Source organism: Glaciimonas immobilis (assembly GCF_011947285.1).
Lineage (GTDB): Bacteria > Pseudomonadota > Gammaproteobacteria > Burkholderiales > Burkholderiaceae_D > Glaciimonas > Glaciimonas immobilis.
Genome location: NZ_JAAOZT010000011.1, coordinates 21,318 through 46,832 on the forward strand (window position 1 = coordinate 21,318; position 25,515 = coordinate 46,832).

General features: G+C 49.8%; 24 protein-coding genes. 11 read left to right on the plus strand and 13 right to left on the minus strand.

Annotation, left to right across the window (positions count from 1 at the left end; translation table 11 throughout):
* Positions 1-176 precede the first annotated feature (176 nt).
* The 3 genes from HAV38_RS16975 to HAV38_RS16985 all read left to right on the plus strand — a co-directional run bounded on the left by HAV38_RS16975 (position 177) and on the right by HAV38_RS16985 (position 2,745).
* Positions 177-1,400 carry a GNAT family N-acetyltransferase gene (locus HAV38_RS16975; protein ID WP_375791687.1) on the plus strand — a complete coding sequence of 408 codons (1,224 nt, stop codon included), beginning with the start codon at positions 177-179 and terminating at the stop codon, positions 1,398-1,400.
* 144 nt (positions 1,401-1,544) lie between these two features.
* Positions 1,545-2,426: an EamA family transporter gene (locus tag HAV38_RS16980; protein WP_168056586.1), complete on the plus strand. Its 882-nt coding sequence runs from the start codon at positions 1,545-1,547 to the stop codon at positions 2,424-2,426.
* 166 nt (positions 2,427-2,592) lie between these two features.
* Entirely contained in the window at positions 2,593-2,745 is a 153-nt protein-coding gene (locus tag HAV38_RS16985) for a hypothetical protein (protein ID WP_168056587.1), read from the plus strand.
* 223 nt (positions 2,746-2,968) lie between these two features.
* On the opposite strand, the gene HAV38_RS16990 is transcribed toward HAV38_RS16985, so the two are convergent.
* The gene (locus tag HAV38_RS16990) at positions 2,969-4,420 is read right to left on the minus strand and encodes a sensor domain-containing diguanylate cyclase (RefSeq protein WP_168056588.1); all 1,452 of its coding nucleotides are present in this window, start codon (positions 4,418-4,420) and stop codon (positions 2,969-2,971) included.
* 415 nt (positions 4,421-4,835) lie between these two features.
* Here HAV38_RS16990 and HAV38_RS16995 point away from each other — a divergent pair, with 415 nt between their 5' ends.
* On the plus strand, positions 4,836-5,522 hold the full coding sequence (locus HAV38_RS16995) for a dihydrofolate reductase family protein (RefSeq protein WP_168056589.1): 687 nt from the start codon (positions 4,836-4,838) through the stop codon (positions 5,520-5,522).
* A gap of 202 nt (positions 5,523-5,724) precedes the next feature.
* On the opposite strand, the gene ppa is transcribed toward HAV38_RS16995, so the two are convergent.
* Positions 5,725-6,267 carry an inorganic diphosphatase gene (gene ppa / locus HAV38_RS17000; protein ID WP_168056590.1) on the minus strand — a complete coding sequence of 181 codons (543 nt, stop codon included), beginning with the start codon at positions 6,265-6,267 and terminating at the stop codon, positions 5,725-5,727.
* Positions 6,268-6,652: 385 nt separating this feature from the next.
* Here ppa and HAV38_RS17005 point away from each other — a divergent pair, with 385 nt between their 5' ends.
* Positions 6,653-7,294 carry a glutathione S-transferase family protein gene (locus HAV38_RS17005; RefSeq protein ID WP_168056591.1) on the plus strand — a complete coding sequence of 214 codons (642 nt, stop codon included), beginning with the start codon at positions 6,653-6,655 and terminating at the stop codon, positions 7,292-7,294.
* 178 nt (positions 7,295-7,472) lie between these two features.
* On the opposite strand, the gene HAV38_RS17010 is transcribed toward HAV38_RS17005, so the two are convergent.
* The 5 genes from HAV38_RS17010 to HAV38_RS17030 all read right to left on the minus strand — a co-directional run bounded on the left by HAV38_RS17010 (position 7,473) and on the right by HAV38_RS17030 (position 14,688).
* Positions 7,473-8,273, minus strand: a complete 801-nt coding sequence (locus HAV38_RS17010; protein ID WP_168056592.1) for an alpha/beta fold hydrolase — start codon at positions 8,271-8,273, stop codon at positions 7,473-7,475.
* Between the two features lie 304 nt (positions 8,274-8,577).
* Positions 8,578-9,174, minus strand: coding sequence for a GNAT family N-acetyltransferase (locus tag HAV38_RS17015; protein WP_168056593.1), 597 nt, complete (start codon positions 9,172-9,174; stop codon positions 8,578-8,580).
* 182 nt (positions 9,175-9,356) lie between these two features.
* Positions 9,357-11,465, minus strand: a complete 2,109-nt coding sequence (locus tag HAV38_RS17020) for a TonB-dependent receptor (protein WP_168056594.1) — start codon at positions 11,463-11,465, stop codon at positions 9,357-9,359.
* Positions 11,466-11,519: 54 nt separating this feature from the next.
* A complete protein-coding gene (locus HAV38_RS17025) occupies positions 11,520-12,740 on the minus strand; it encodes an MFS transporter (RefSeq protein WP_168056595.1) in 1,221 nt (406 codons plus the stop codon).
* Entirely contained in the window at positions 12,730-14,688 is a 1,959-nt protein-coding gene (locus HAV38_RS17030) for an IucA/IucC family protein (protein ID WP_168056596.1), read from the minus strand. The genes HAV38_RS17025 and HAV38_RS17030 overlap by 11 nt, the downstream gene beginning before the upstream one ends.
* A 516-nt stretch (positions 14,689-15,204) precedes the next feature.
* Here HAV38_RS17030 and HAV38_RS17035 point away from each other — a divergent pair.
* The 6 genes from HAV38_RS17035 (at position 15,205) to HAV38_RS17060 (ending at position 19,447) form a co-directional block, all read left to right on the plus strand.
* Positions 15,205-15,852 (plus strand): GbsR/MarR family transcriptional regulator, encoded by a 648-nt coding sequence (locus HAV38_RS17035; RefSeq protein WP_245182411.1) that lies wholly within the window; start codon positions 15,205-15,207, stop codon positions 15,850-15,852.
* Between the two features lie 2 nt (positions 15,853-15,854).
* On the plus strand, positions 15,855-16,157 hold the full coding sequence (cydP, locus tag HAV38_RS17040; RefSeq protein ID WP_184013435.1) for a cytochrome oxidase putative small subunit CydP: 303 nt from the start codon (positions 15,855-15,857) through the stop codon (positions 16,155-16,157).
* Positions 16,141-17,760, plus strand: a complete 1,620-nt coding sequence (locus HAV38_RS17045; RefSeq protein ID WP_168056597.1) for a cytochrome ubiquinol oxidase subunit I — start codon at positions 16,141-16,143, stop codon at positions 17,758-17,760. The genes cydP and HAV38_RS17045 overlap by 17 nt, the downstream gene beginning before the upstream one ends.
* The gene (gene cydB, locus HAV38_RS17050) at positions 17,757-18,899 is read left to right on the plus strand and encodes a cytochrome d ubiquinol oxidase subunit II (protein ID WP_168056598.1); all 1,143 of its coding nucleotides are present in this window, start codon (positions 17,757-17,759) and stop codon (positions 18,897-18,899) included. Before HAV38_RS17045 ends, cydB begins: the two co-directional genes overlap by 4 nt.
* An 84-nt stretch (positions 18,900-18,983) precedes the next feature.
* Positions 18,984-19,157, plus strand: coding sequence for a cytochrome bd-I oxidase subunit CydX (gene cydX / locus HAV38_RS17055; protein WP_168056599.1), 174 nt, complete (start codon positions 18,984-18,986; stop codon positions 19,155-19,157).
* 128 nt (positions 19,158-19,285) lie between these two features.
* A complete protein-coding gene (locus tag HAV38_RS17060) occupies positions 19,286-19,447 on the plus strand; it encodes a hypothetical protein (RefSeq protein WP_168056600.1) in 162 nt (53 codons plus the stop codon).
* A 432-nt stretch (positions 19,448-19,879) separates the two neighbouring features.
* Here the strand turns inward: HAV38_RS17060 and HAV38_RS17065 are convergent, their stop codons facing one another.
* The 6 genes from HAV38_RS17065 to HAV38_RS17085 form a co-directional block, all read right to left on the minus strand.
* Positions 19,880-20,104 (minus strand): hypothetical protein, encoded by a 225-nt coding sequence (locus tag HAV38_RS17065; protein WP_168056601.1) that lies wholly within the window; start codon positions 20,102-20,104, stop codon positions 19,880-19,882.
* Positions 20,105-20,179: 75 nt separating this feature from the next.
* A complete protein-coding gene (locus HAV38_RS17070) occupies positions 20,180-20,605 on the minus strand; it encodes an OsmC family protein (protein WP_168056602.1) in 426 nt (141 codons plus the stop codon).
* A 378-nt stretch (positions 20,606-20,983) separates the two neighbouring features.
* The gene (locus tag HAV38_RS17075; RefSeq protein WP_168056603.1) at positions 20,984-21,262 is read right to left on the minus strand and encodes a SemiSWEET family transporter; all 279 of its coding nucleotides are present in this window, start codon (positions 21,260-21,262) and stop codon (positions 20,984-20,986) included.
* A gap of 149 nt (positions 21,263-21,411) precedes the next feature.
* A complete protein-coding gene (locus HAV38_RS22135) occupies positions 21,412-21,540 on the minus strand; it encodes a hypothetical protein (protein ID WP_260326442.1) in 129 nt (42 codons plus the stop codon).
* A 477-nt stretch (positions 21,541-22,017) separates the two neighbouring features.
* Positions 22,018-24,498, minus strand: a complete 2,481-nt coding sequence (locus HAV38_RS17080; RefSeq protein ID WP_245182412.1) for a penicillin-binding protein 1A — start codon at positions 24,496-24,498, stop codon at positions 22,018-22,020.
* A 214-nt stretch (positions 24,499-24,712) separates the two neighbouring features.
* A complete protein-coding gene (locus HAV38_RS17085) occupies positions 24,713-25,495 on the minus strand; it encodes an alpha/beta hydrolase (RefSeq protein ID WP_245182413.1) in 783 nt (260 codons plus the stop codon).
* Positions 25,496-25,515: the final 20 nt, after the last annotated feature.

Sequence of the window (25,515 nt, forward strand, 5' to 3'; positions counted from 1 at the left end):
CGCCGCCTTAATATGTCTTCTGTGTCACCTAGCCAGTTTATTGCCTGAATATTTACCATCACCATTTTATGGGGGTGGTCGGATTATTATCTCTTTGAGTGCTAAACTTGGCCCTTCTCTTCCAACCCTCTACGTCTGCCTGAGCTCAATAGGTGACGCAGTAAGTGATCAAGTAAGTGACTAAGCAGACTAAACTACCACCATTGAAATCAGCCACACGTATTGTTTCTTCTCTGGATGAAATCGGGCAACCCGCATGGGATGCGTTGCTGGCGCTGCAGGCTGAGGCTAACCCGTTTCTGTCTTTTGCATTTTTACATGCGTTGCACGAAGCGGGATGTGCGTCAGAGCAGTCTGGATGGCAACCGCAATTTGTGACGATCTGGAGTGACCATGCCGAAGAGAATACCGCTGAACCGCAACTGTTAGCCGCCTTACCGCTATATGTGAAATACCATTCTTACGGCGAGTACGTGTTTGACTGGGCCTGGGCCGATGCCTATCAGCGCAGTGGTTTAGAGTACTACCCGAAGTTGCTCTCCGCCATTCCGTTCACACCTGTTACGGGCGCGCGTCTGATGGCACGTGACGCCGCCTCGGCCGCTGCGCTAATGGAGGTCATCAAGGTATTACGTGTTGACACGCAAACCTCTTCTACCCATATTTTATATCCGCCTGCAGATCAGGCCGAAGCACTGCAAGCTGCCGGATTTTTACTGCGCAGCGGCGTGCAATTTCACTGGCTCAATCCGGGCTATCGCGACTTTGACGCGTTTCTGGAAACCCTCGAACGGAAAAAACGCAAAAATATACGCGCAGAGCGGCGCAAGGTGGCCGATGCCGGCATTACTTTCCGGCATGTTCCGGGTGCCGACGTTACCGCGGCCGACTGGGTCTTTTTCAATCGCTGTTATCGGCATACCTATGCTGCACATCGATCTACGCCGTATCTGAATCTGGCTTTTTTTAAGCGTATTGGCGCGACCATGCCACAAAACATTTTGTTGATTGTGGCCGAACGCGATGGTCACCCCATTGCATCCTCGCTGCTGATCCACACAGAGACAACCTTGTATGGCCGTTACTGGGGTGCCCTTGAAGAAGTCCCTTGCCTGCATTTTGAGACTTCTTATTATCAGCCACTAGAGTTTTGCATCGCGCAAAAAATAAGTTGTTTTGAAGGCGGCGCACAAGGCGAACATAAAATGGCACGTGGCTTCTTGCCGCAAAAAACCTGGTCCGCCCATTGGCTCGCCCATCCCGACTTTTCCAATGCCGTCGCCAATTTTTTGGAACGGGAAAGCAACGGTATCGATGCTTATATGGATGAGCTCAATGATCGCAACCCTTTTCGGAACGATGACCAGACGGAGACAGAGGACCATAAGCGGGGACCATAAGCGGAGATTTAGCGCAGACTCACTGGAAAGAATAAAAAGCGCGCACGGTGTGCCGCTAACAACAATAACGTCTCCTCAATAGAAAGGCTTGCTCTTTGGTAAGTGCCCATCGGCGATGCCATTGATCCATGCAAAATCCCGAACATGCAATTCACTGATATTCTTCTCGCGCTTTTGACGGTCACTATTTGGGGCTTTAACTTTGTCGTCATAAGAATCGGCTTGCACGACCTGCCGCCATTGTTGTTCTCGGCCTTGCGATTCCTCTTTGCCGCCATACCGCTGATTTTTTTCATCAAGCGCCCCGCTATCCCGTGGCACCTGCTGATCGCTTACGGACTGTTTCAGTTCGCGCTGCAATTTGCTTTGTTATTTTCTGGAATGAAACTTGGTTTTACCGCCGGCCTGGCGTCTTTGGTTATTCAGTTACAGGCTTTCTTTACCATCGGCCTTGCGGTTTTAGTCCTCAAAGAACACCCACGTGCAGCGCAGTTGATAGGGGCTTTCATTGCATTGGCGGGCATGGGGCTGGTCGCCGCTCACCTTGACGGCGCGGCTACATTGATTGGATTTTTGCTGGTTGTCAGCGCTGGCGTCAGCTGGGCAGCAGCCAATATCGTGACCAAAACCATCGGCAAAGTGAATCCATTGGCGCTCGTGGTGTGGGGCTCTCTGGTTGCTGTGCCGCCGTTATTGTTGGCCTCAATATTGACCGAAGGACCAGCGGCATGGGCCAGTGCTGCATCGCACTTTTCCTGGCGATCCGCAGGCACCGTGGCGTTTCAATCGTATCCAAATACGATCATCGGTTTTGGTATCTGGTCGGTGCTCATGCGCAAATATCCCGCAGCCACCATTGCCCCATTTGCGCTATTAGTACCCGTAGTGGGCATGCTCAGCGCAACGCTGGTGCTTGATGAGCCGTTGCAATGGTGGAAAATAACGGCGGGATTACTGGTGTTATGTGGTCTGGCGCTGAATCAATTTGGTGCGAGATTAATCCTGCTACTCAAACCCGCCAGGTAAAGATCACGTCCCGTCCGCTGCAACTAAATTTGGCAGATCAACACCGGACATGCTCCAGTCCGCATCATTAAATCCGTGCAAATCTGCACTCAGTGTCTACACTAAGACTGATGCATCTCGTCGCGTTTGCCGACAATGGCATCACTTTCATAGAAGGAGTTTAAAAATGAAAAAATACCTGATTGCCTGCAGTCTATTATTAACAAGTTGCTCCAGCATGATGAACAGTGGCTCACGTCCAGACATGGATATGAGCGGCGCTTCCGGCACCGGTCAAGGTATGCAAACTATGGTCGTTGGAACAAATACGGGACATTAACAACTGAAAATCCCTATGCTATTTTCCAGGTCTTACATGCACTAAGTGTATCTGCTGCGGCTAGCGCAATCCCTTAAAACGCTGGCCGCAGTCAACATCAGAGACTTCTTTGCTCTCGCTTTTTGCGAGGTTTGCCTCACGGGAATGTCGGAGCACTGTGTTATTTACAGCGTTTCTGTATATTTTATTTCTGAATGGTAGCGGTCATGTCCGATAATTTTTTTCAGACAACCTGGTTGCGCCCCCTAGCTTTTGCGTCATAGAGCGCCGCATCCGCCGTACTCACGAACGCTCTTAACGTTGCAAATTGCTGCTCGGTAGTGCATGCAATCCCGATACTGACCGTGACGATCTGATGAGCGCTGGTTAAGTGGGGGTGTTCGAGTGCCTGTACTGACGAGCGAATATGTTCTGCAACTTGGGCTGCGCCCACCAGATCGGTGTCTGGCAGTAGCACAACGAATTCTTCCCCTCCGTAGCGCGCGGCGGTATCACCTGGCCGCCGAATGGCATGATTGAGGCAGTGGGCGATGGCAGCGAGCGCATCGTCTCCGGCTGGATGACCGTAAAAATCGTTAAAATCTTTAAATTGGTCGACGTCAATTAATAGTAGCGACAACGGCAGATCTTTGCGCTGCGCTCGGCGCCATTCTATTTGGGCAATTTCGTCAAAAGTTCGGCGGTTGTACAGACCCGTCAGGCCATCCGTTCTGGCGAGTGATCGTAGCTCAGCTTCCGTCGCCAAACGGCATCTAAGCTGCTGCGCGAACAGAAGGGACAGTGCGATGATCATCAGGTCTACCGCGCCGACTAAGAACCCGATAATCCAGGTGCGGCGATCCCACTCCGCGTATATGTCTTGGGTAGCAAGGGCGACATCCAGGATCAACGGAAATTTTCCGATTTGACGGAACGTGTACCAGCGACGCATGCCGTCGATGGCCGCCGTGCCAAAAAATTCCCCATTCGAAACCTTGGTAAATAACGTGTAGTTGGGGGTGCCGATCAGACTCTGCCCAACGATCTTCGCGTCGTAAGGCAGACGCATCAGCATCGTTCCATCCGCGAGCATCAGCGCCATCGAACCGCCTGCCCCCAAATGCATGCCGACAAACAGTTTTCTGAAATAGTTCAGGTGCATGGTCCCAACGACCACACCGGCAAAGCTCCCATCCGCATGCGACAGGCGCCGACTCAAAGCGATGCTGGCCCCATGTCCTCCAAGCCGTGACTCAAACGGATGACTGATGTAAAGCCCGACGTTCGAGGAATTGCGATGGACTTTGAAATAATCGCTATCCGCTAAGTTTTCCGGAAGGGGCGTCGTCGTCGTCGATTCGATTACAACCTTGCCATCCTTATCGAGAACCAACATTGACCCCATGTCTTGGGCTGTTGCAGAATGATCAAACAACACCAATTGGCGCAGGTCGACCGATAGTTTGACCACAGCGGGGTGCCGGAGTCCCTCGATAACTGCCTGCAGTGACAGGTCATAGACCTCAAGAGTGCGCGCGGTATCACGCTCAACCAAGAGCGATACGTTTAATGCAGATTCCTTTGCGCGCCTCAATGCGTCGTGCCGCATCTGTAGTAAAACCCATAAGGTAATAGAAAGAATCGCGCAGGCAATGGCCACACTGGCTACGATCACGGTTTTAGGACGCAGGGTCATATATTTGGAGCTGTACAAGGGGATGAGGAACGATTGTTTATATGCCTGCCGAAAATCGTTTTAATGGAGAAAGTTGGCTGTCAAATAGGTACGCTGTTTTATGAAAAATATCGAACGCTGCTTGACAACCTATGGCGGCATGCGGACGGTTACTGCAACACCTCACATGAGGACGATCGACTTTACCGCACAGTCATAGGATGGGAATCCTGTTTTCAGCAGCTTGTCTTTTATCATCGAGGCATTGGAACGCTGTCTCACCTTACAATCTTAACAGACTTATAACGTTTACGCTTAAAACGGGGGTGCCCTTTTTGAAAATTTAGATGTGGTAATCTTAAATAAATCTGATCGTTTGCCGATAGGCTGACATCATCCGAATTTATTAACTATTAAAGATTGTTGGGAGTTTTCTATGAAGCCGTATGTCATTTGCCACATGCTGTCCTCTATTGATGGACACGCGCTCACCGACGGCTGGGCCCGCCCTTTTAAAAAAAATGCCGGTGAGCTGTATGAAAAGCTTGCTCAGCAGTTTAAGTTCGATGCGTGGATCTGCGGTAGAGTCACCATGCAGGAAATCGCGCACGGCGACGATTATCAGCGGGGCTTGGCCAAAGCGCCTGTCCCACGCATTCATCATTTTGCCAAACGTGATGCGGACTGCTATGCCGTCTCGATTGATCCTCATGGAAAAGTAGCCTGGAAGAGCAACGAAGCGCTGGGTTCGCATGTGGTCGCGGTTGTGACAGAAGCGGTATCGGATGATTATCTGGCTTACCTGAAATCCATTAACGTGTCTTACATCTTTGGTGGCAAGACAGAAATTGATTTGGAAAAGGTTGTTGCGACCCTTGCGGATGAACTCGGCACCAAGCGTCTAATCGTCGAAGGCGGCCCCGCCGTAAGCGGATCATTTGTACACGCCGGACTTGTCGATGAGGTCAGTGTTCTCATCTTGCCACTTATAGATGGACGTGGGGATCATCCTGCATCATTCGAGATTGCCAAAGATACCTGGACCACCCCAACCTACCTTACTCTGGATTCAGCAGATATTCAGGAAGGCGGTGGTGTGTGGCTACGGTACAGGAAGCAGTAAAATCTTAAGAGTCCGGTCTTTAGGCTTGCTGTAATTAGTAAGCACGCTTTCTCTATGGTGCCAGAACCGTGCCAAATGGTAGGTTATACAACTAGTTACATTGTCATCACAGCATCCGTCTTGCTGTGCATACCGCTCCACTGCGTTGCAACGAAAACGAGAAAAGCGCACCGAGGTGCGCTTTTCTTTGCCACAAATTACATTATTTAGCTTCGAGCGTTTTATTGTAAGCAGCGACGCCAGCTAATATTTCCGCTTTCGCGTCTTCTGGACCGCCCCAACCATCAATCTTGACCCATTTACCTTTTTCCAGATCTTTGTAATGCTCAAAGAAATGCTGAATCTGGTTCAGGCGCAGTTCGTTCATATCTTCCGGCTTTTGCCAATGCGTATAGATGCTCAGCACTTTATCAACCGGTACAGCCAATAGCTTCGCGTCCTGACCCGCTTCATCGGACATCTTCAAGACGCCAATCGGACGACAACGCACGACGACGCCGGGGAAAAGTGGAAACGGGGTGATAACCAAAACATCCACCGGATCGCCATCTTCAGACAAAGTTTGCGGAATATAGCCGTAATTGCACGGATAATGCATCGCCGTGCCCATAAAACGATCAACAAAAATCGCACCGGATTCTTTGTCGACTTCATATTTGATTGGATCGGCATTCATGGGTATTTCAATAATGACATTGAAATCGTTAGGCAGATCACGTCCGGAGGATACGTCATTCAAGCTCATGTGGTCTCTCGTCTTATAGAAGGGGTAAAAAATTCATTAGCGCGAAATTATAACGTTTATGGGCCGCATCATGCACTGCAACATTTAAAGAAATCAGGGCATTCGTTGGGATTAAGCAATAAATAGGGCTATCTCTACTTATTTGTGTCGCAAAACCGCCATCGCGCAATCCAAGGTCCACACAAATTATCTTAAAGTTTGCCCCTAAGATAGGCGCTATAAATGGGCGCGTCAACTTCGGGTTAGTGCCACCCCAACTATTCGTACCTGGATCTCCTTAATCCCGGACGGCGCACTAACGTCGTCACAAATCGCAGGCTTTTGCGCACGATGCAAAAGAACAGATACACTAAACCTCTTGATCATTTCCTGGAGTAACTTACTTATGCTGATCATCCACCATTTGGGAAAATCGCAATCTGAGCGAATTATCTGGCTCTGCGAAGAACTGGGACTTCCTTACGAATTAAAACGTTACGAGCGCGACGCCGTGACGATGCTGTCGCCGCCAGCGCTTAAGGCGCTGCATCCGTTGGGCACAGCGCCGGCCATTACCGACGGCGATCTTATATTGGCTGAATCGGGCGCAATCATTGAATACATCATAGGCAAGTACGGCGACGGTCGCCTGGCCTTGCCTCCAACTCATCCGGATTTTGCACAGTATCTCTATTGGCTGCACTTCGCGAACGCGAATCTTCAGGCTAACATGGGACGAAATATGACTTTGCGCAGACTCAATTTGTCCTCCGATGACCCGGCTTTGACCGGTAACAAGACCCGATTGGAGCAAGCCCTGAATTTGGTCAATGCCCGACTGGGCGAGGTCGACTATCTGGCAGGTCAGGAACTCACATCAGCCGACATCATGATTGTCTTCACGCTAACGACCATGCGTTACTTTTTGCCGCTAGACCTCACGCCCTATCCGCATATTCTGAGTTATCTGCAACGGATCGGCGGCCGCGCAGGGTATCAGAGGGCGATGCAAAAAGGCGATCCCGACATGGCACTTCTTTTAACGTAATACAGCCAGCACAGAGGATTGCGGCGCGAAATCCTGCGCCGATATTTTGCAGATCCTCTACGGTCCTGTCTTCTAAACTATTAATTTGGTCCAGAATTTAAGATGGCGAAACACGCCGGGGCAGGAAAAAAACAAAGCAAATTAAGGCTGAAGCGTGGCGCGCATTAGTGACGCCGCTTCAGCGTGTTTTCGCGATATTTTTCGGCCCCTTAATGACGCACGCCTTGGCATCGTTGATGAAGGCAATCACAGCACGCAAGACCGCACCCTCTTGATCACGATGCGGGGAATGTCCGCAGTTTTCTAAAGCAAGAAGTTGAGCCTCTGGTAGCCCGGCCACAATTAGCTCAGCCTGTCCCATACTAAAATACTCATCCTTCAAGCCCTGAATAACCAGCGCCGGTATCTGTATCTGCGCCAAACATTGTTCAATATTCCAGTCTTGAAAAGAGACAGAGACCCACACATCATGCCAAGACCAGAAGACATGATCCACGTCCCTGTGGTGCCTCGCTAATTTAGGGCGAAAATCCGTCGTTTCGTACGCGCGTCTGGCTACGACGATACCATCTACCGCCCCTTGTTCGACATTAACGTGAGGCGCTTCCAACACCAGACTGACTACCCGTTCAGGCGCTAGCGCTGCGGCCAGAATAGCGATTGTCGCGCCATCGCTATGCCCGAAAAAATGCGCTTTTTTTATGGCTAATGCATCCATGACCTGCAGCACAATTTTAGCTTCTATATTTAAATAGTCAGCAAGCCGTGGCGCCACAGGCCGATCCGAACCGCCATGCCCTTGTCTTGACCACGCGACTACTTCATGACCCGTTGCATGGGCAAGTTTATCCGGAAAATTGCGCCATATCGATATTGATCCGAGTGCTTCGTGCATCAGCAGAATAGGCGGCTGCAATCCGGTCCAACGCCGATACTCCAGGCGAACCGTATCGACTTCTATAAAACCGGCTTCCTCCATACGACTTCTTTCTCTCTCAATAAAGCTACACCAAAATTGGCACATTTTATCGCGAGGTCAGTACTTCTACCTCTGGAATTTTATCGGAAGTCAAACATTCCATTAGTTTGACCTGCAAGCCGGCCTTACTTAACTGGCAGACAAGGGGCACTATCGCTATGAACCATTTTTATGGCAAGCCATGTGCCTGAAAGCATTCATCGACAGTCATTCCGGAGACATTCGGTGCAGTAAAAAAATAGGCCGATATGAACCCGAAATATCTTAACAACAGAGCACTCCGCCCTTCAACCTGAGTCCTTTACTAATCTTTCGGCTTACTAAGTTGATAGTTCAGGTGTGCTTTCACCGTCGGCCATTCGCCAGACGTGATGCTATAGACGCAGGTGTCGCGCAAAGTACCGTTCGATGTTATTTGATGCTGGCGTAGAATACCGTCTAATCTGGCACCTAGCCGTTCAATGGCCGCCCGACTTTGGTAATTGAAGAAATGTGTCCGAAACTCGACCGCGATGCAATCCAGTTGTTCAAAGGCGTGCGTCAGTAACAGTCGTTTGCATTCTGTGTTGAGCGGGCTACGCTGAACCCGTTTGCGATACCACGTAGAACCTATTTCGAGTCGCCGGTTGAGTGCGTCTATATTCATGTAAGTCGTCATGCCCACTGCTTGTCCGGTAGCATTTTCAATAATCGCGAACGGCAGCATCACAGCCTTTTTGTGCAGATCAAGCCGTCTGCTAATCTCAGCCTCCATACCCTCCGGCGCAGGGATCGCGGTGTACCATAAGTTCCAAAGCTCGCCGTCTTTCACTGCCGCGATCAGATCATTTTTATGCGCGTGCGACAGGGGTACCAACGTCCCAAACTGCCCGCTCAATGTTACTGGCTGGGTCAAACTCATCTCTGGCTCTCCTGGTTAATCAATTATAGTAACGGTAAGATTCAGTAGATTTGTAGCAGACAATCTGGCGACTTTATTCAATCGCAACTTTCGACTACCAATTTTCACCGCTGTGGTGCTGGAGCAGCTAAAGAAAAATAGAAGTAAGCGTACGGAGAAGACGTTATTCAGCAACCATACCATTACACCTTCCAGCGCATCGCCAACAACAAATTGCGCGGCGCACCTGGCATATTGTAATCGTTGGCACCGCTATGCGCCGAGACAAAATATTCACGATTCAACACGTTGCCTGCGGTGAGCGTCATATCCATTTTATTTCCGCGATATCCGGCACCCAAATCGACGGTCGCATAGCCTGGTAGAGTAAGCTGATCATCCGCAGAGGCAAATCTGGCACCTTCAATCCGCACACCACCGGCAACATAAAATCCGTTCGACAAATCCCGCTTGAGCCATAAATTCATGCTGTGACGCGGGGTTAACGATGAGGTTTTCCCCTGAAATGGTGAACCATTTGAGGTATTTTGGGTGGAGGCAATAATCTTGCCGTCGAGGTAGGCGTAACCTGCAATCAATGACCAGTTCTGCGCAATCTCTCCGGAGAACGTCAATTCCACACCACGGGTACGCTGGCTGCCTATTGGCAATGCATTGTTCGGATCGCTCGGGTCCTCGACCTGAATATTCGACTGGGTCATCTGGAATATCGATAGGGTTGCGCTGGCCCTGTTGGAGATATCCAGTTTGGCACCTAATTCCAGGCTCTGAGTCTGTGTCGGTTTCAGTTGATCGGCATTTTCTTTAAACGTAAACGCGTCAACCAAAGGTTGAAATGATCGGTTATACGACGCATATAGTGAGACCGGTTCAATTGGCTGGTACACCAGGCCCAGACGAGGACTAATTGTATTGTCGCTACGTTGCATATCCCTATTGGCAGCGGTACGATCATCACGGGTTTGACGCAGATAATCGAAACGTGCGCCCGCCAGCAATTTCCATTGCGACGATAACGTCACCAGATCCTGTAAATACACACCGGCGATTTCAATTTTGGTGGTGTTATCGTTGCCAGCAATCGTTCCTGCTGGAATCGGTGGCAAGACGCTTAATACTGGATTGAATAAATCATAAATTGCGGCGTTTTTTAACCCGTACAAGCGCTCGGCCTTTTTTTGCTGACCAAGTTCGATCCCATACAGAACCGCATGCTTGATACCGCTGAACTCAAACTTTTGGGTCAACTCATTTTGCCAATAAATCCCGCTTTCATCACGAAAACGCGTGTTACGACTGATACTCAATTTTTGTGCGGCAGCGTCAACACTATTGGTGGTGTAGTTACGATTCAACGAATCCTCATAAGTACGCAGCACACTATGAAACGATAAATCATCATTGATTCTATGATCCAGGGTTGCCGTCGCACTTTTTACTATGGATAAATTATAAGCTTGATCCTTGCCTGCCGCAGAGCCAAAATAAGTCTCGACAGGAACTTTTACAGGACGACCGTGATAGCCAGGAAGCCCTTGATCAGCGAGGCGTTTATCGTGCAAATAATCTATTTGCAATAACAGCTTGGTATCCTCACTGAGATTCAACAACGCCGTACCGGCAATAACACGCCGATCCAGAAAATACTGGTTGCGAAAGCTGGTCGAATTTTCTACAGCACCAGTCAGTCTGAACTGAACCGGGTTTTGATCGGTGTTAATCCCGACATCAAATTCGCCCCGTCGCTGACCCCCTGTACCACCTATCAGGGTAACATCACGGACCGGTTCCGGTGTTGGTTTTTTTGTCACGCGATTGATCAACCCACCGGGAGAACCACGCCCGAACAATACCGACGCGGGGCCTTTTAAAACTTCTATACGCTCGATATTTGATAAGTCGCGATAGTACATTGCATCGTCGCGCACACCATCCACGTATTGATCATATATCGTGAGAAAACCGCGCATCACTACCTGATCCCGCTGAGCATCGCCCACACTAAAACTCACACCCGGCACGTTACGTAAAGCATCTTGCATTGAGTATGCATTCTGATCCTGAATTACTGCCTGCGGCACCACATTGACGGTCTGGGGAATATCGCGCAGCATGGCTTTGGTCTTGGTCGCGGTGGTGGCAGTTGGTACGTCGTAGGTCGCGGTTTCCTCAAGCCTTTCATTGACAATCACAGTGGGTAATTCGGTTTCGGCAAAGGCGCTATTTGTCACACCCAGCAAAAGGCTGGCAACCATCATTACAGGACAACACACAAGGTTTTTATATTTCATAGGATTTAAATTAAAGCGTCAGGACCTGAGGGCCCAGTCTGTGACTTAAAGCGGCTAACGCAACATGTCCGCACAGGTAGTCTGACTAGTGGGTAAAAAATAACAACGCAACACGCGTATACCGAGTGCTGCAACCAGATATGTCAACGCGACAAACCAAAATCCCTGCGTTAAGCCAAACCATGCAATGGCAACCGTACCGCAGCCAAATCCCAACAATCCACCAGCTTTGGACGCACTATTCGCCAAACCCATGATGTAGCCCTGAATGTTGTCGCCGCTGGCACGCGACAACAACGCATAAAAAACTGGCAATAATCCACCTAGCCATATGCCCCATAAAAACCGTACTAAAATAAACACGGTCAAATTGCTTGCCAGAGCCTGCAACACCAGAGTGGCTACACACAGCCACGTAACGAATTCAACGGTACGCAATGCCCGCGCATCAGGCAATTTGTCAAAATAACGCGCCCACAGCGGCGCGGAAAAGGTCAAACCCAACGCGGTAATCCCATAACAAAGTCCGGTTACCCACGCCGGAGCCACTAATACGCTATCGACATACAACGCAAAGAAAATTTGCGGCATCATCTTTCCGGCCTGTATCAGTACGATCGCCAATAACAGCCCCAGCCATAAAGGAGAGACATGATGTTCAGGGGGTTTTTTTATTTGAGATTCACGCGCCGAAAAATGCTTGCGCTGCTGCGGCAAACACACCAGCGCAGCAATTGCACAACTCAAACACAGGCCGGTTGCCACCAGATTTACGCTTTCAAAACCGTAACCGGCGTATAGCCATCCGCCCAGCATCGGCCCGGCGAAAGAACCAATTGCCGTCGCCGTCTGTAATTGCGCGATCAACAATGTACGCCGCTTGGCGGTACTCATACCAGCCCCATAGGCTTGCGCGGCGGCAATGAAACCAGCAAAACCACCTTGTACCAAACGCGCGCACAACACGCTGGTGACGCTGCCCGCGAACACCACCCACAATTGGGTGGCCGCTAGCGCAAACAGCGCTCGCAATAACATCGGCTTATGCCCATAACGATCCCCCAGTCGCCCCCATAATGGCGTCGTCAACATGGCTGCCAACATCGGACCGGCATATGCCGCACCGCCAACGATACCAGTCATGCGTGGTGAAAGATCGCCCAGGGACCGCAGGTAGACCGGCCAAAACGGGCCGCTCATTTCGAGCGCTCCCATCGACACCAGTTGAATCCCGTACAGCCACCACAAAGTACGTTGGGCGTCCTCAGTTGCCATTGGTCCTTGCTGCATCCAACTGCATAAGTGGATTTGGCATACTGCGCACTTCATCGTCCGCACTATCCGCCAGACGCATGCGTATGAAAGATTTTGCAGGCCACGGCTGTTCCAGCACTAGCGCATATTCCTGCTGCCAGAGTGTGTCCGGGATGCGTGGCTTTAGTTGATCGAAAACAGCTTGTGTTGCATCACGAAGAACGATCCACAATGCCGTCTCTGGCAACTCGTAAATCTGTGTCAATAACAAAGCCAGTTCGCCCAGGTGACAGAGAAAAACCGCGTGCAACAACTTGTCGCGCACCGGTTGTCTATCCTCAAAAACGGTGTGACCGGCCTTATGACACGCCAATGTTAATCCGGCTAACCGCAGAGCCTCGGCATGAATACGGATATCGCCAAAATCACGCAATAATAATTTTTGTGGCATGCCCTTCGCATCGATTAGTAAAAAACTATTCTGTTGGTGGGCTTCAAAACCAATCCCATACAACAAATAAGCACCTAGCGTAGCGCCAACCACAATCTCGGTATAGCGTCGATAGAAGTCGATAGCACCTTGTGCGTTATCCTGAAAAGCGCTAGCAACCAGTTCCGTAATCAGGGCCCTGCTGGTGCCATTTTTTTGTATCGGTGATGGGGCGAAAAGTGCACCGACCGGCACTGGAAACATATTATCTTCGGCATGCTGCATAGGATTAGCACGATACAAAATTGATAGATGCCGAGCGTGATCGTCATTTCCTTGGGGATCAATGTAATGCAAGCCAATCTGCTCGCACACTATCGCCAATGTATCCCCAAAATGTTGTTCTCGATCCAGAATTTTTTCTAATAAAGCGCTGACGCGTGGCCCCATTCGGGCCGACTTTGGCGACAAAGTCCGTTGCACGCTAGTCAGTCGCAATGAGACCGGTAATTTCATTAGCGGCAAATGCGACGAGCGCTGCGGTACTAACGTCCGAAACGACATGGTCGGCGCTGCAGAGCACGTCACCTCACTGAGTAGAATTAATTTTTCAGTGGCAATCTCGAACGGAAATTCACTCGGCAAATGGCGCTGTGCCTGCCATGGATGCATGGGCAACGGCAACCATTCGGAGACAGTCAGATTACGCATAAGCAAAGCCTCTTTCCAATGCCTAAAAACTTGCGGAAAGGTGTGTTCGAACCAGGCCAGATAAGTAGAAAACCCAGGCATCGCTGGCATGCTTTCAATATGCATCGCGTCAGCCCGCACTGCAGCGATCGCGATATCGATATTAGCCTCGAATTCAGGCGACATGGCAAACACATCCTGTTTAGACAAACCTATCTTTGTTTTGTAGTTGGGATGCCATGGATGACCGAGAGTACCCCATTGCTCAAGCAACAGACAGCCGTTAAAACGTGCATGCTGCTGAGTGTAAAGGGATTTTTTTTGTAGCCAGGAGATCATCCCATCACCTGCTGGAATTTCCTGTTCAAGTCGCCTGGCCCAAGCCTGACGGTAAGCGAGACAAAACGTATCGTTCTCTGTACTGTTGTCTAATTCGGCTTGGAATCGTGCAATGTCGGGTGGCGATATCGTGACTTCAAACAAACTGCTCAACAACTTTAGCGCTGCCGCCGAGGTCGTTACTTTAAGCGGCTTTTGATGATTTTTCAGATAATGCATAGGACCATTCAATTGCCAGCTCCCTGCCATGCCTGACTTCAAACCTTCGAACCGAAACAGCGTTTTGCTCTTCCAATGCGGCAACCAGACGGTATCAGTAGCAGAATCAAAAATTAACTGTTCGGAATCTAGTAATTTTTCACGAAATAAAGCTTGCAGTAATAGCCGTAAACCACGTTGATCGGCTTCGGCTCTCGCATGAGTCAACTGCGCCTGGGTAAAATTTTGAGTAAAATCATCGGCCCATTCTGTAAGCTTACTAGTCACATTCGGAGCTGTAGTGTCGATCATGTGTAGACCCTTATTGTTGCAAAAATGAAGTCAGGTCCGCCTCTGCTATAGCGCTTTACAAATGCCAGGAGCTGAGAGAAAACTGCTTAAAATGTCCCGTAGGACATGTTGAATGTAGGAAGTCATTTAAACATAATATTCCTATTAATGCTAATGATTCTCATTCAAGTAAATAATACGTTTTTGCAAAAAGAGGACGTTTCTGTCCAAAGTAATTTTAGCGCGCAAGGTCAGGATAAAAAAAATGCCACCCGTCGTCGGTCGTCAAAAGACCCTTTATCGCAAATGAAAGCATTTATTTAAAGGCCTGATCACTACATCGAGAACATATTCTCTGGCCGCGGGCGACGGTTTTGATGCTCGGCAAGTTCAACCGACTTTCCATATCCAGAACACGTTACCTTGGGTTGTGCTGCCATGTACGTCAGCACCCGGCTTGCAAAGATTCCTGATTTGTCATATATTTCAGTAATTACTGAAAACTCACAATACAAAACCTCCATTACGATTACTTTTATGCCATTAAATCCCCCAGACCTCAGCAGTCCCGCACTACCACCTTTGACTCCCCTCACGTCGCGTTTTATTTCACATTTCGGCGAGATGGGTAGTCGATGGGGGATTAATCGCACGGTCGGACAAATCTATGCGTTACTTTATGTACTTGGGCAACCTTTGAACGCGGATCAAATTGCGGAATACCTGGCATTTTCGCGCTCAAATGTGAGCATGGGACTAAAAGAATTGCAATCATGGCGTCTGGTCAAGCTGTTGCACCGCCAGGGGGACCGACGTGAATATTTTGAGCCACCAAAAGATATCTGGGACATTTTTAAGGCGCTATTGGAAGAGCGTCGCCGACGCGAAATAGAGCCGACGCTGTCAATGCTGCGCGATGCATTATTGGAAAATCCATCGTCGGCTTCCGATAAAGAGGCGCAAAAACGCATGCGTGAGATGTATGATTTGATAGAATTATCCAGCTCATGGTTCGACGATGTACAACGGCTATCGCCCGAGACGCTGGCATCGCTAATGAAAATGGGATCAAAAGTGGGTAAGTTGCTCGACGTACGGGATAAGTTTCGTCTTTCCCCAACCGCCAAAAAATCCAAGGCAGCGAAGCCAGCGATCATTCCTACCGACATGGAGTCGAAAGAGTAAAGATGCTCTCTTTTATTTTTCCGAAAGGTTGGTCACGATTACCACTGGCGGTAGAAATTACTTTAATTGTGATCATCAAACTGGCGCTGCTTTTTGTTCTGTGGAAGCTCTTTTTCTCCGAACCGCAGACTAAAAAAATGCGCATGCCAACCGATCTGGTTGAGCAGCATTTTCTGACGAATCGCCCGCACGCGGCACCGACCAGCGCGGCGACCTCATCCGTACCGGCAATCCCATTATCTACTAATACAGCTGCACCTTCACCCTCTCCCACGTCCGAGGCGCCTCATGATTCCCATCGATGAAGTAGTTAATCTATCGCGGCTGCAGTTTGCTGCCACCGCGATGTTCCATTTTTTATTTGTTCCCCTGACTCTCGGCCTCGCCTGGATTCTGGTCATTATGGAGTCGGTGTATGTCATGACTGGCAGCCCGATCTATAAAGACATGACGCGTTTCTGGGGCAAGCTGTTTGGGATTAACTTTGCGATGGGGATTGCTACCGGCATCACGCTGGAGTTCCAGTTTGGGACTAACTGGTCCTACTACTCGCATTATGTTGGTGACATTTTCGGCACCCCGTTAGCGCTCGAAGGCATGATGGCGTTTTTCCTGGAATCGACCTTTGTGGGACTGTTTTTCTTTGGCTGGGATCGACTCTCCAAAGTCCAGCATTTGTTCATCACCTTTCTGGTAGCGCTGGGGTCAAGTTTATCTGCGTTATGGATTTTGATCGCTAACGGATGGATGAATAATCCGGTCGGAGCAGAATTCAACTATGCCACGATGCGCATGGAACTGACCAGTATCGTTGACGTCATTTTCAATCCGGTCGCGCAGGTGAAATTTGTTCACACTCTCTCTGCCGGTTATGTGGCCGCATCGATGTTTGTCCTGGGCATCTCCTCCTTTTACCTGTTAAAAGGACGCGATACAGCCTTCGCCCTGCGTTCATTTGCCATTGCCGCCGGATTCGGTCTGGCCTCTACATTATCGGTCATCGTTCTTGGCGACGAGTCGGGCTACACAGCCGGTGAAGTCAACAAAGTCAAAATGGCGGCCATGGAAGCCGAATGGCACACGGAACCCGCGCCTGCTGGCATCACGGTATTTGGCTGGCCGAATGAAAAAGAACAGCGCACCGATTACGCTATTAAAATCCCCTACGTTTTGGGTCTGATTGGCACGCGTTCCGTAGATAAACAAATCACCGGCATCAGCGATTTAAAAAAACAGCATGAAGTGCGCATACGTAACGGCATGTTGGCCTACGCCGCCTTGACGCGGCTTAAATCCGGTGACAAATCGCCTGAAGCCATTGCCGCTTTCGATAAGCTGAAGAACGATTTGGGATTCGGTTTACTATTAAAAAAATACACACCCGCCGTGATCGATGCGACCCCGCAGCAAATCGCGATGGCAGTCAATGACACCTTCCCTAAAATAGCACCGATGTTCTGGTCATTTCGGCTGATGGTGGGACTAGGCATCTTGTTTCTGTTTATTTTCTCCACCTCATTCTATTTCCTTATCCGCAAAAAACTGGCACAACAACGCTGGCTTTTGCGTCTGGCGATGTACAGCATTCCTTTGCCGTGGGTCGCGATTGAACTAGGTTGGGTCCTTGCCGAATACGGCCGTCAACCATGGACTATTTCCGGCATTCTGCCCACCCATTTATCGGCATCGACCTTGCAGCCGTCGAGCTTGTATTTCAGTCTCGCCGGATTTCTTTTCTTCTATAGCTTCCTGTTCGTAGTCGAAATGATTCTGATGGTGAAATATGCACGACGTGGCCCGAGCAGTCTGCATACAGGTAAATATCATTGGGAATTACCGGAACAAAAAACGACACCGCCGTTAAATAAACGCGCCCCCAAAACGGTAGCCTCAGAGGAAACACCATGATCTTTGACTATGAAACATTAAAAATAATCTGGTGGGGCTTCGTTGGGGTGCTACTGGTAGGCTTTGCATTGACCGGCGGCTTTGACTTTGGCGTCGGCATCATGTTACCGTTTATTGGCAAGACCGACACCGAACGGCGCGTCGTCATCAATTCTATCGGCAGCACGTGGGAAGGCAACCAAACCTGGTTCATCACCGCTGGCGGTGCACTGTTCGCGGTCTGGCCTCTGGTCTATGGCGCCGCATTTTCCGGCTTTTACGTTGCCTTGATGTTGTTACTGTTTTCTTTGTTCTTTCGCCCGGTCGGATTTGATTATCGCAGTAAGATCGCCGATCCGCGCTGGCGACACTTTTGGGATTGGGGATTGTTCGCAGGGGGTTTGGTACCGGCATTGATATTTGGCGTTGCGTTCGGGAATCTTCTTTTGGGCGTGCCATTCCATTACGACGATACTATGCGGGTTGAATATGTCGGTGGTTTCTTCGGATTACTGAATCCGTTTGGGCTATTATCGGGCGTCCTCAGCATCGCCATGTTAGTCATGCACGGTGCAGGCTTTCTGCAAGTTAAAACAGATGCGCTGATCGCCTTACGAGCGCGCAAGATTGCTATCGGTGCGGCGCTCGTGACCATCGTATTATTTATTATCGGCGGATATTGGATTGCCTTTGGTATCGATGGCTATCGCATCACCGCGATGCCAGACGCCAATAGTGCCTTTATGCCCACTGCCAAAACGGTCATCTCTGCAAGCGGTGCCTGGATGGATAACTATACAAAATGGCCGGTAACGTGGACATTGCCGATTATAGCTCTGGTCGCAGCGGTGTTATGTATCGCGTTCAGTTGGACGCGCAAGGCATTACCGGCGTTCCTGTCCAGCGGCCTGGCAGTGACGTGCATTATTCTGACCGCAGGTACCGCAATGTTCCCGTTTGTGATGCCTTCGTCACTTGATCCGGGCAGCAGTTTGACCGTGTGGGACGCGGTTTCAAGTTACAAGACGCTTGGCATCATGTTCTGGGTAGTGGTGATCATGCTGCCGATCATCATCCTGTATACCAGTTGGGTTTACCGGATCATGCGCGGAAAAGTAACCATTCAGGACATTCACGACAACGAACATACCGCTTATTGATCGCTAATGATCGCTATAGCTATAAATGATGCTTAATTTTGCGGCCCCTGGCTTCAATAAATGACATAACAGAGGAAAACGCTTATGTGGTACTTCGCATGGATTTTAGGAGTGGGATTAGCGCTCGCATTCGGCATCATAAATGTGATGTGGCTAGAGTCAAATTACGCTTTTGGTAGCCGCGATGAGGACACCACACGCGGGCGATTTGAAGATGCTGCCAGAGAAGAGGAGGAGGAAAGAGTGCGTAAAAAGTAAGGGGTGCAAAATAGCAGCAATAGAAAGTTATGCGGATTTGATATATCTCGTATCAAAACATGAAATTGGGAAACTGATCTGGGCGTCCTTATACTCTGCTTACTAAACACTTTCTGCGGAAAACCATCATGACCACGCAAAACATCCCCCTTTCTGCTAACGACTTTAACACGGTCGCCGATACCGCAGCCCTAACCGGTGGTGTGGTCAAACAAAGTCTTCTGCAAAAAATATTTTTGCTGTGGATTAAGCCTTACGAAAATGCAGGTGGTTTCATTCCCCATATCTAAGACATTTTTTCTTCACCATCAAAACGTTATTAGTAACGTTATTATTAACGTTATGCGCGGCTTAGAAGAGAGCGATCAAAACCAGAAGCACCCAAGTAGTCAGGTGTTCGTTTGACAGGCGTCGTTATTCCTGCTTGGAAACGACGCGCTATCGGTTTTTCGCGAAGCGTTAATTCCCCATTCAAGACCGCCACACGGCCCTGCACCAGCATTGCGCACCCTTATAGATCTCTCGCGTTCAGCGGTTCTTTCAAGAACCTTTGCTGGCAACGAAAAAGAATTTCGAGCCTGCTGATCTGACAAGCGGTGAAAATTTCAGATGGTTATATTAATCAAAAATCCCGCCCCCGATTAATGCGCTCTGGAATGGCTTAAACTGCTTATTTGAAGTAGGAAAGTCCCACGAAATTAACGCACCGGCCCGGCGCCGCCTCAAGGCCTCTTATATTCCTTGCCCGCCTTGTTGTTATCCATCCTATCTTTGTTCATGTCATCATTGTGCATCCGGTTCTTGTGCATTTTTTTCTTCATGTGCTTTTTCTGTGCCATGGAATCCTTGCCTATTGTTTCGTTTTTATTCGTGTCGCTTTGCGCCAATGCCGTGCCAAAACCGATCGCCATCAAGGCTGCGAAAGCCGTCATCAATAATTTATTCATTCACGACTCCTTCAAGGGGAAATGCACAAAAATTTGTAAGCTGATTAGCAGTTAATGCGGCAGTCCACATTTTATTCATGATTCCAACTTTACATCCATCGTAATGTTTGCCTTCATTAATTTAGATACAGGACAACCGATCTTTGCTTGATTTGCAATCTCCTCAAACTTCGCTTGATCTGCACCTGGAATTTTTGCCACCACACTAAGATGACTGGCAGTGATCTCGAAGCCGTCCCCTACCTTCTCCAGAGTAACTTTGGCATGCGTTTCGATTTTTTCTGGCGTTAAACCGGACTCTCCAAGCATTAAAGAAAGTGCCATCGAAAAACAAGCGGCGTGCGCGGCACCAATCAATTCCTCGGGATTAGTACCGTCGCCATTTTCAAATCTTGCCTTGAAACCATAAGGCGCATCGTTGAGCACCCCGGTCTCGGTAGAAATAGTCCCACCTCCATCTTTAAAACCGCCCTTCCAGATTGCCCATGCCGTCTTAATCATGATAGCTCCTTATATATGTGAGATATGTGAGATATGTTGGAAAAGGACGCCGCTTTTACAGCGAACTTTTATGGGACACTTGATGCAGCAAAAAATTGCAAGAATATTGCGGTTTTATTATGCGATGATTATTTTGCCGTTTTAATACGCCATCCGGCAGGTCGTCCTATCAATCCGAATGCTTAGGGGCTCTGCCTATTGAGGAGATCGCACGCAACGCTTGCGGTTCAAATCGGGATCAAATTAGTTATCGCCTCAACCGATCTTGTTTTAAACAACGGGGTGGATTGCGCTTTGCGTCGTTATTAACCGGGACCGGCATCGCGCAATTTTTTGTCCTGCAAGAAACGCGGTACCGCCAATCTCAAATTGAAACAATCAGCCCCGGGGCGTGTCATCGGAATTTTTACGATTCTTAAAATATAGCACCTGCCCAATCAATGCCGTAATTAATAAAAATACATTTGAAAAGACGAAAACCCAGTTATCCAGAAGAATACTATAAATGACAAAACCGGCGGAAGCGGTCAACTGGCCTATAAAAAGCCAGCGAGAGACTCCTGCTGTGCTCTTGGTTTTCCACTGAGTGTACACTTGACGGGAAATCGTCAAACACAAGACGATGGTACTAAACCAGCCGACCAGCTCGGTGATCATTGCGCAGACTGCTTAGATGAAAGTAACGAAAGCTTGCCTTTTGGCAAGTCCGGTGAAGGCCTTAACGACTGTGCCACTCTTCCGTTTTTAAGCCCATGCTCATGCATAAACATCGCTCCTCAGAAAATATGGGCCGAGTAACAGACCTATCAGAGCAGCAACATCAGCAAGCCGTCCGTCCCGTAGCCCGAACTGACAGGAATTTTGCTGAGATACGCACTGATTGCCGATTTTTCGGCAGCAAATAGCGTAGCGCGAATAATTGCGCCGAGGGTCACATCGCACCAGGCGATCAGCACACCGGTAGATAATGTAGATGATAGCCGGTATCAGAATGAATACGATCAATACTATCGTTTTGTAAATAACACGAATGTTGCATCGATCACGTCCGTTTCACAGACCGTGCTCAGAGTAAAGAGCGTCACGCCTACTGCAAGGGAAATCAGTAAAATCTATATCACTACGCACGAGTTACAAGTGTTATCGATCAATGCAGGCGATGCCATAGGGGAAAAGCTGATTCTGGTGAGGGAGAGGAAGAGGCCACATCATAAACCTTGCGCGCTGCCGAAGAACGGAGGAAATCATGGGCAAGATAAAGTTGTTGGCCGGTACGCTAAGTTGTAGACGAACACGACGGAGATGGGGCGAAGGCACCCAACTGCTCCAATTAACGATCACCGTAAAATCGATTGCAATAGTTACAGCCGCACACCAAACGCGAGTCAGGCATGCGGCATCAACGCCGCCAGTCAATGCCCGCCGAATAGCTTCAAAATACTATTTTTTTCGTCGTCCTCCGGCGTGGCGGGCGTTCCATCTTCATTCAGGCCAAAGTTGCCGCCTACGCCCAGTGACGCTATAAAGCCGTTGCCCGGGGTGAAGTTATCAAAATACAGTTCCCCATTAATAGTCGTGACACCGGCTGGCATGGCCATTTGCACCTGCGGTACGCCGCGTAATGCGTGCCCCATGTAACCGACCCAGATTGGTAACGCCAGTTGCGCGCCAAACTCGCGGCTACCCAGCGTTTTGGGTTGATCGAAACCCATCCACGCCACCGCGACCAAAGAGTTTTGATAACCCGCAAACCAGCCATCGAAAGCATCGTTGGTGGTGCCCGTTTTACCCGCAATATCAGTGCGCCCCAGCACATTGGTCCCCGATCCCGTACCGCGCTGTGCCACAGTTTGCAACAGGCTGGTCATGATATAGCTGTTGCGCGCATCCAGAACGCGCGTCCCGTTTTGGCCCGCGATCTCTGGTTGTGCACGCGATAACGCTACGCCATGGGCATCCACCACTTCAGAAATCAGATACGGATTAACACGGTAGCCGCCGTTAGCCAGCACCGCATAAGCGCCCGCCAATTGCAGCGGCGTGGTTTGCCCGGCACCCAGTGCAGTCGGCAAATAGGCCGGAATCTTATCCAGATCGAATCCAAAATGCGAGGTCACAAAATCCTGCGCATATTTAGCACCGATGGCGTCCATCAAACGTACCGTGACCAGATTTTTGGAGCGTTGCAAACCGGTTCGCAATGGCATTGGACCATCGGGAGAGTCGTCATCTTTCGGCTCCCAGTTAGGCTGCCCCGGACCGCCGGGAAATGAAACCGGCGCATCGTTAATGATGGACGCCGGTCCGAAGCCCTTTTCAAGGGCCGCGGAATAAATAAACGGTTTGAAGGTCGATCCCGGCTGACGCCACGCTTGGGTAACGTGATTGAACTTATTTTGATTAAAGTCAAAACCGCCAATTAATGTCTTGATCGCGCCCGTCTGCGGCGTCAGTGCCACCAGAGTCGCTTCAACCGAAGGCAGTTGTGTGATTTGCCATCCCTTTGGCGTCTGAATAACCCGTATCACCGAGCCGGGCTGAATGCGGATACCTTTCGATGCTTTGGAACTTAGGCCTGCCGCGGCAAAACGCAAACCGTCACCGGTAATCGTCACGATGGCGTCGTTACGCAACATCACCTGAACCTGTTTAGCCGACGCGCTCAATACTACGCCTGGCACAATATCATCGTTGTCCGGCTTGCCGTCTAAAGCGTCGCCGACGGCATCCTCACGCTCACTCGCGCTTGCAGGTAATTCGATCAGACCTTCCGGACCGCGGTAACCGTGGCGACGATCATAATCCATGACACCTTTACGCACCGCCTCATAACCAGCCTGCTGGTCGGCTGAGTCAAGCGTGGTGGTGACACTGAGGCCGCGGGTATAAATCGAATCATTATATTGGGCGTACAGCATCTGGCGCACCATTTCGGTCGCATATTCCGCATGCACACTGTAGGTGTTGCCACGCGTCTTGACTTTGATATCTTCTACCATGGCCTGATCGTATTCGGGCTTGCTGATAAAATCCAGGTCCAACATGCGCTTTAAAATATATTCCTGACGTATCCGCGCACGTTTTGGATTGACTACCGGATTGTAGGCAGACGGCGCTTTTGGCAAACCCGCCAGCATTGCTGCCTGCGCCAGTGTAACGTCCTTCAGCTCCTTGCCAAAGTAGGCACGTGCGGCGGCGGCAAAACCGAAGGAGCGCTGTCCCAGAAAAATCTGATTCATGTAAACTTCGAGAATCTGATCTTTGGTCAATGCCGATTCAATTTTGTAGGCCAGTAAAATTTCATAAATCTTGCGCGAATAAGTTTTTTCACTGGACAGAAACACGTTACGCGCAACCTGCATCGTGATCGTACTGGCCCCTTGCGAAGCACCGCCATGCATGATGTCGGTCACTATGGCGCGCGCAATGCCGATCAAATCAATACCGCCGTGCTGATAAAATCGGGCATCTTCGATAGCAAGGACCGCGTTCTTCATATTGGCGGGAATATCCTGCAATTTCACCAGGCTGCGACGCTCCTCGCCAAATTCACCAATCAACACATGGTCTGCCGTGTAGATACGCAATGGCACTTTAGGCCGATAATCCGTAATCGCACCCAAATCCGGCAATTGCGGCTGCATCACGACCAGTGCGTATGAAACCAGCAAGCCACAAATCACCGCACCCGCCAGAATCAACCCGCCGAACGTGAATAGCAAGCCATGCAATAACGTTCCCGCTTGCTTTCTTGGGTTGCGGAAAATGGACCGACGGCTGATCGAGATAAGCGATGATGTCGAGAGGTCGAGATCATCACCATTAATAACGTTATTAATGGCAGCACCGCGCTTGTTTACATTACTTTTAAGAAATTTTATTAGGAATAACATAACTGTATTGGCTAAGAGTAGCCGTACATGCTACAACATGCAGGCCAAACCCCCAAGAATCGTCTGTAAGCAGAGGTAACATTTTCCATAAATAAGGTCAAATCTCACGATTCTGCGCCAACTCGGGCGCGCATTTATGCAAACAAGTGCCCCGCGATATGCGTCCCAACTTACCAAGGTAATCGTCGGTATAGTCCACGATCCGGACCACGATCTACGCTGTAAGCAGTGATTGAATCATCTCGTCAGTCGCGCTGGCTGCAGCATCTGGCGTTTCTAGCGGAAATAAATGATCGCCCGGCAGCATCCGGATATGGCGACCGACCAAACGCCGCGTGGCCGCCATTCCGGCTTGTCGGCACTCGACTGAATCAACACCCCCGATAAAACCGACAGGAACCGGATATCCCGCTTTGATTACCTGACCTAGATGATGGGGCAAGGTGAGGTATACCGCGGTTTCAATATCGCGCCTGAAACGCAATTTGACACTACCAGGTTGCTCTACCGTGCCGTGCTCAATGTAGTCACGCAACACCTCTTCGGGCCAACTGGCGAATACTTGTTTAGTCGAAAAATGCCGAAAGACCGCTTCCGCATCCGGCCATTGATTGCGGCGCTTGATGGAGTAGCGGGCCGGTGACCATCGATGGGCGACGTTAAATGCTTTTGCCACGCGCAGCAAGACCGCGCGCCAGCCGACGCTCACAGGGCTATCCAGCAACACGACGCATCGCACCAAATCAGGACGCTGTCTGGCCGCCATTAAGGACAAAAGCCCTCCCAGCGAATGACCGACCAGAATCACCTGGTCTTTATAACGCGCAAGCAGTTCGTCGACCAGTTCCTGCACCAACGCAGGCCAGCCGTCGGTCACGGGATACGCGGGATTGTGCGCATGGATTGCCAGCGCACGGACATCGTAAGTGTTGCCCAGCAACTCAAGGTAACGCCGGTAGGTCCCCGCCGGAAAACTGTTTCCGTGTGCAAAATGCACGATGGGCCGGGTCGAAGACG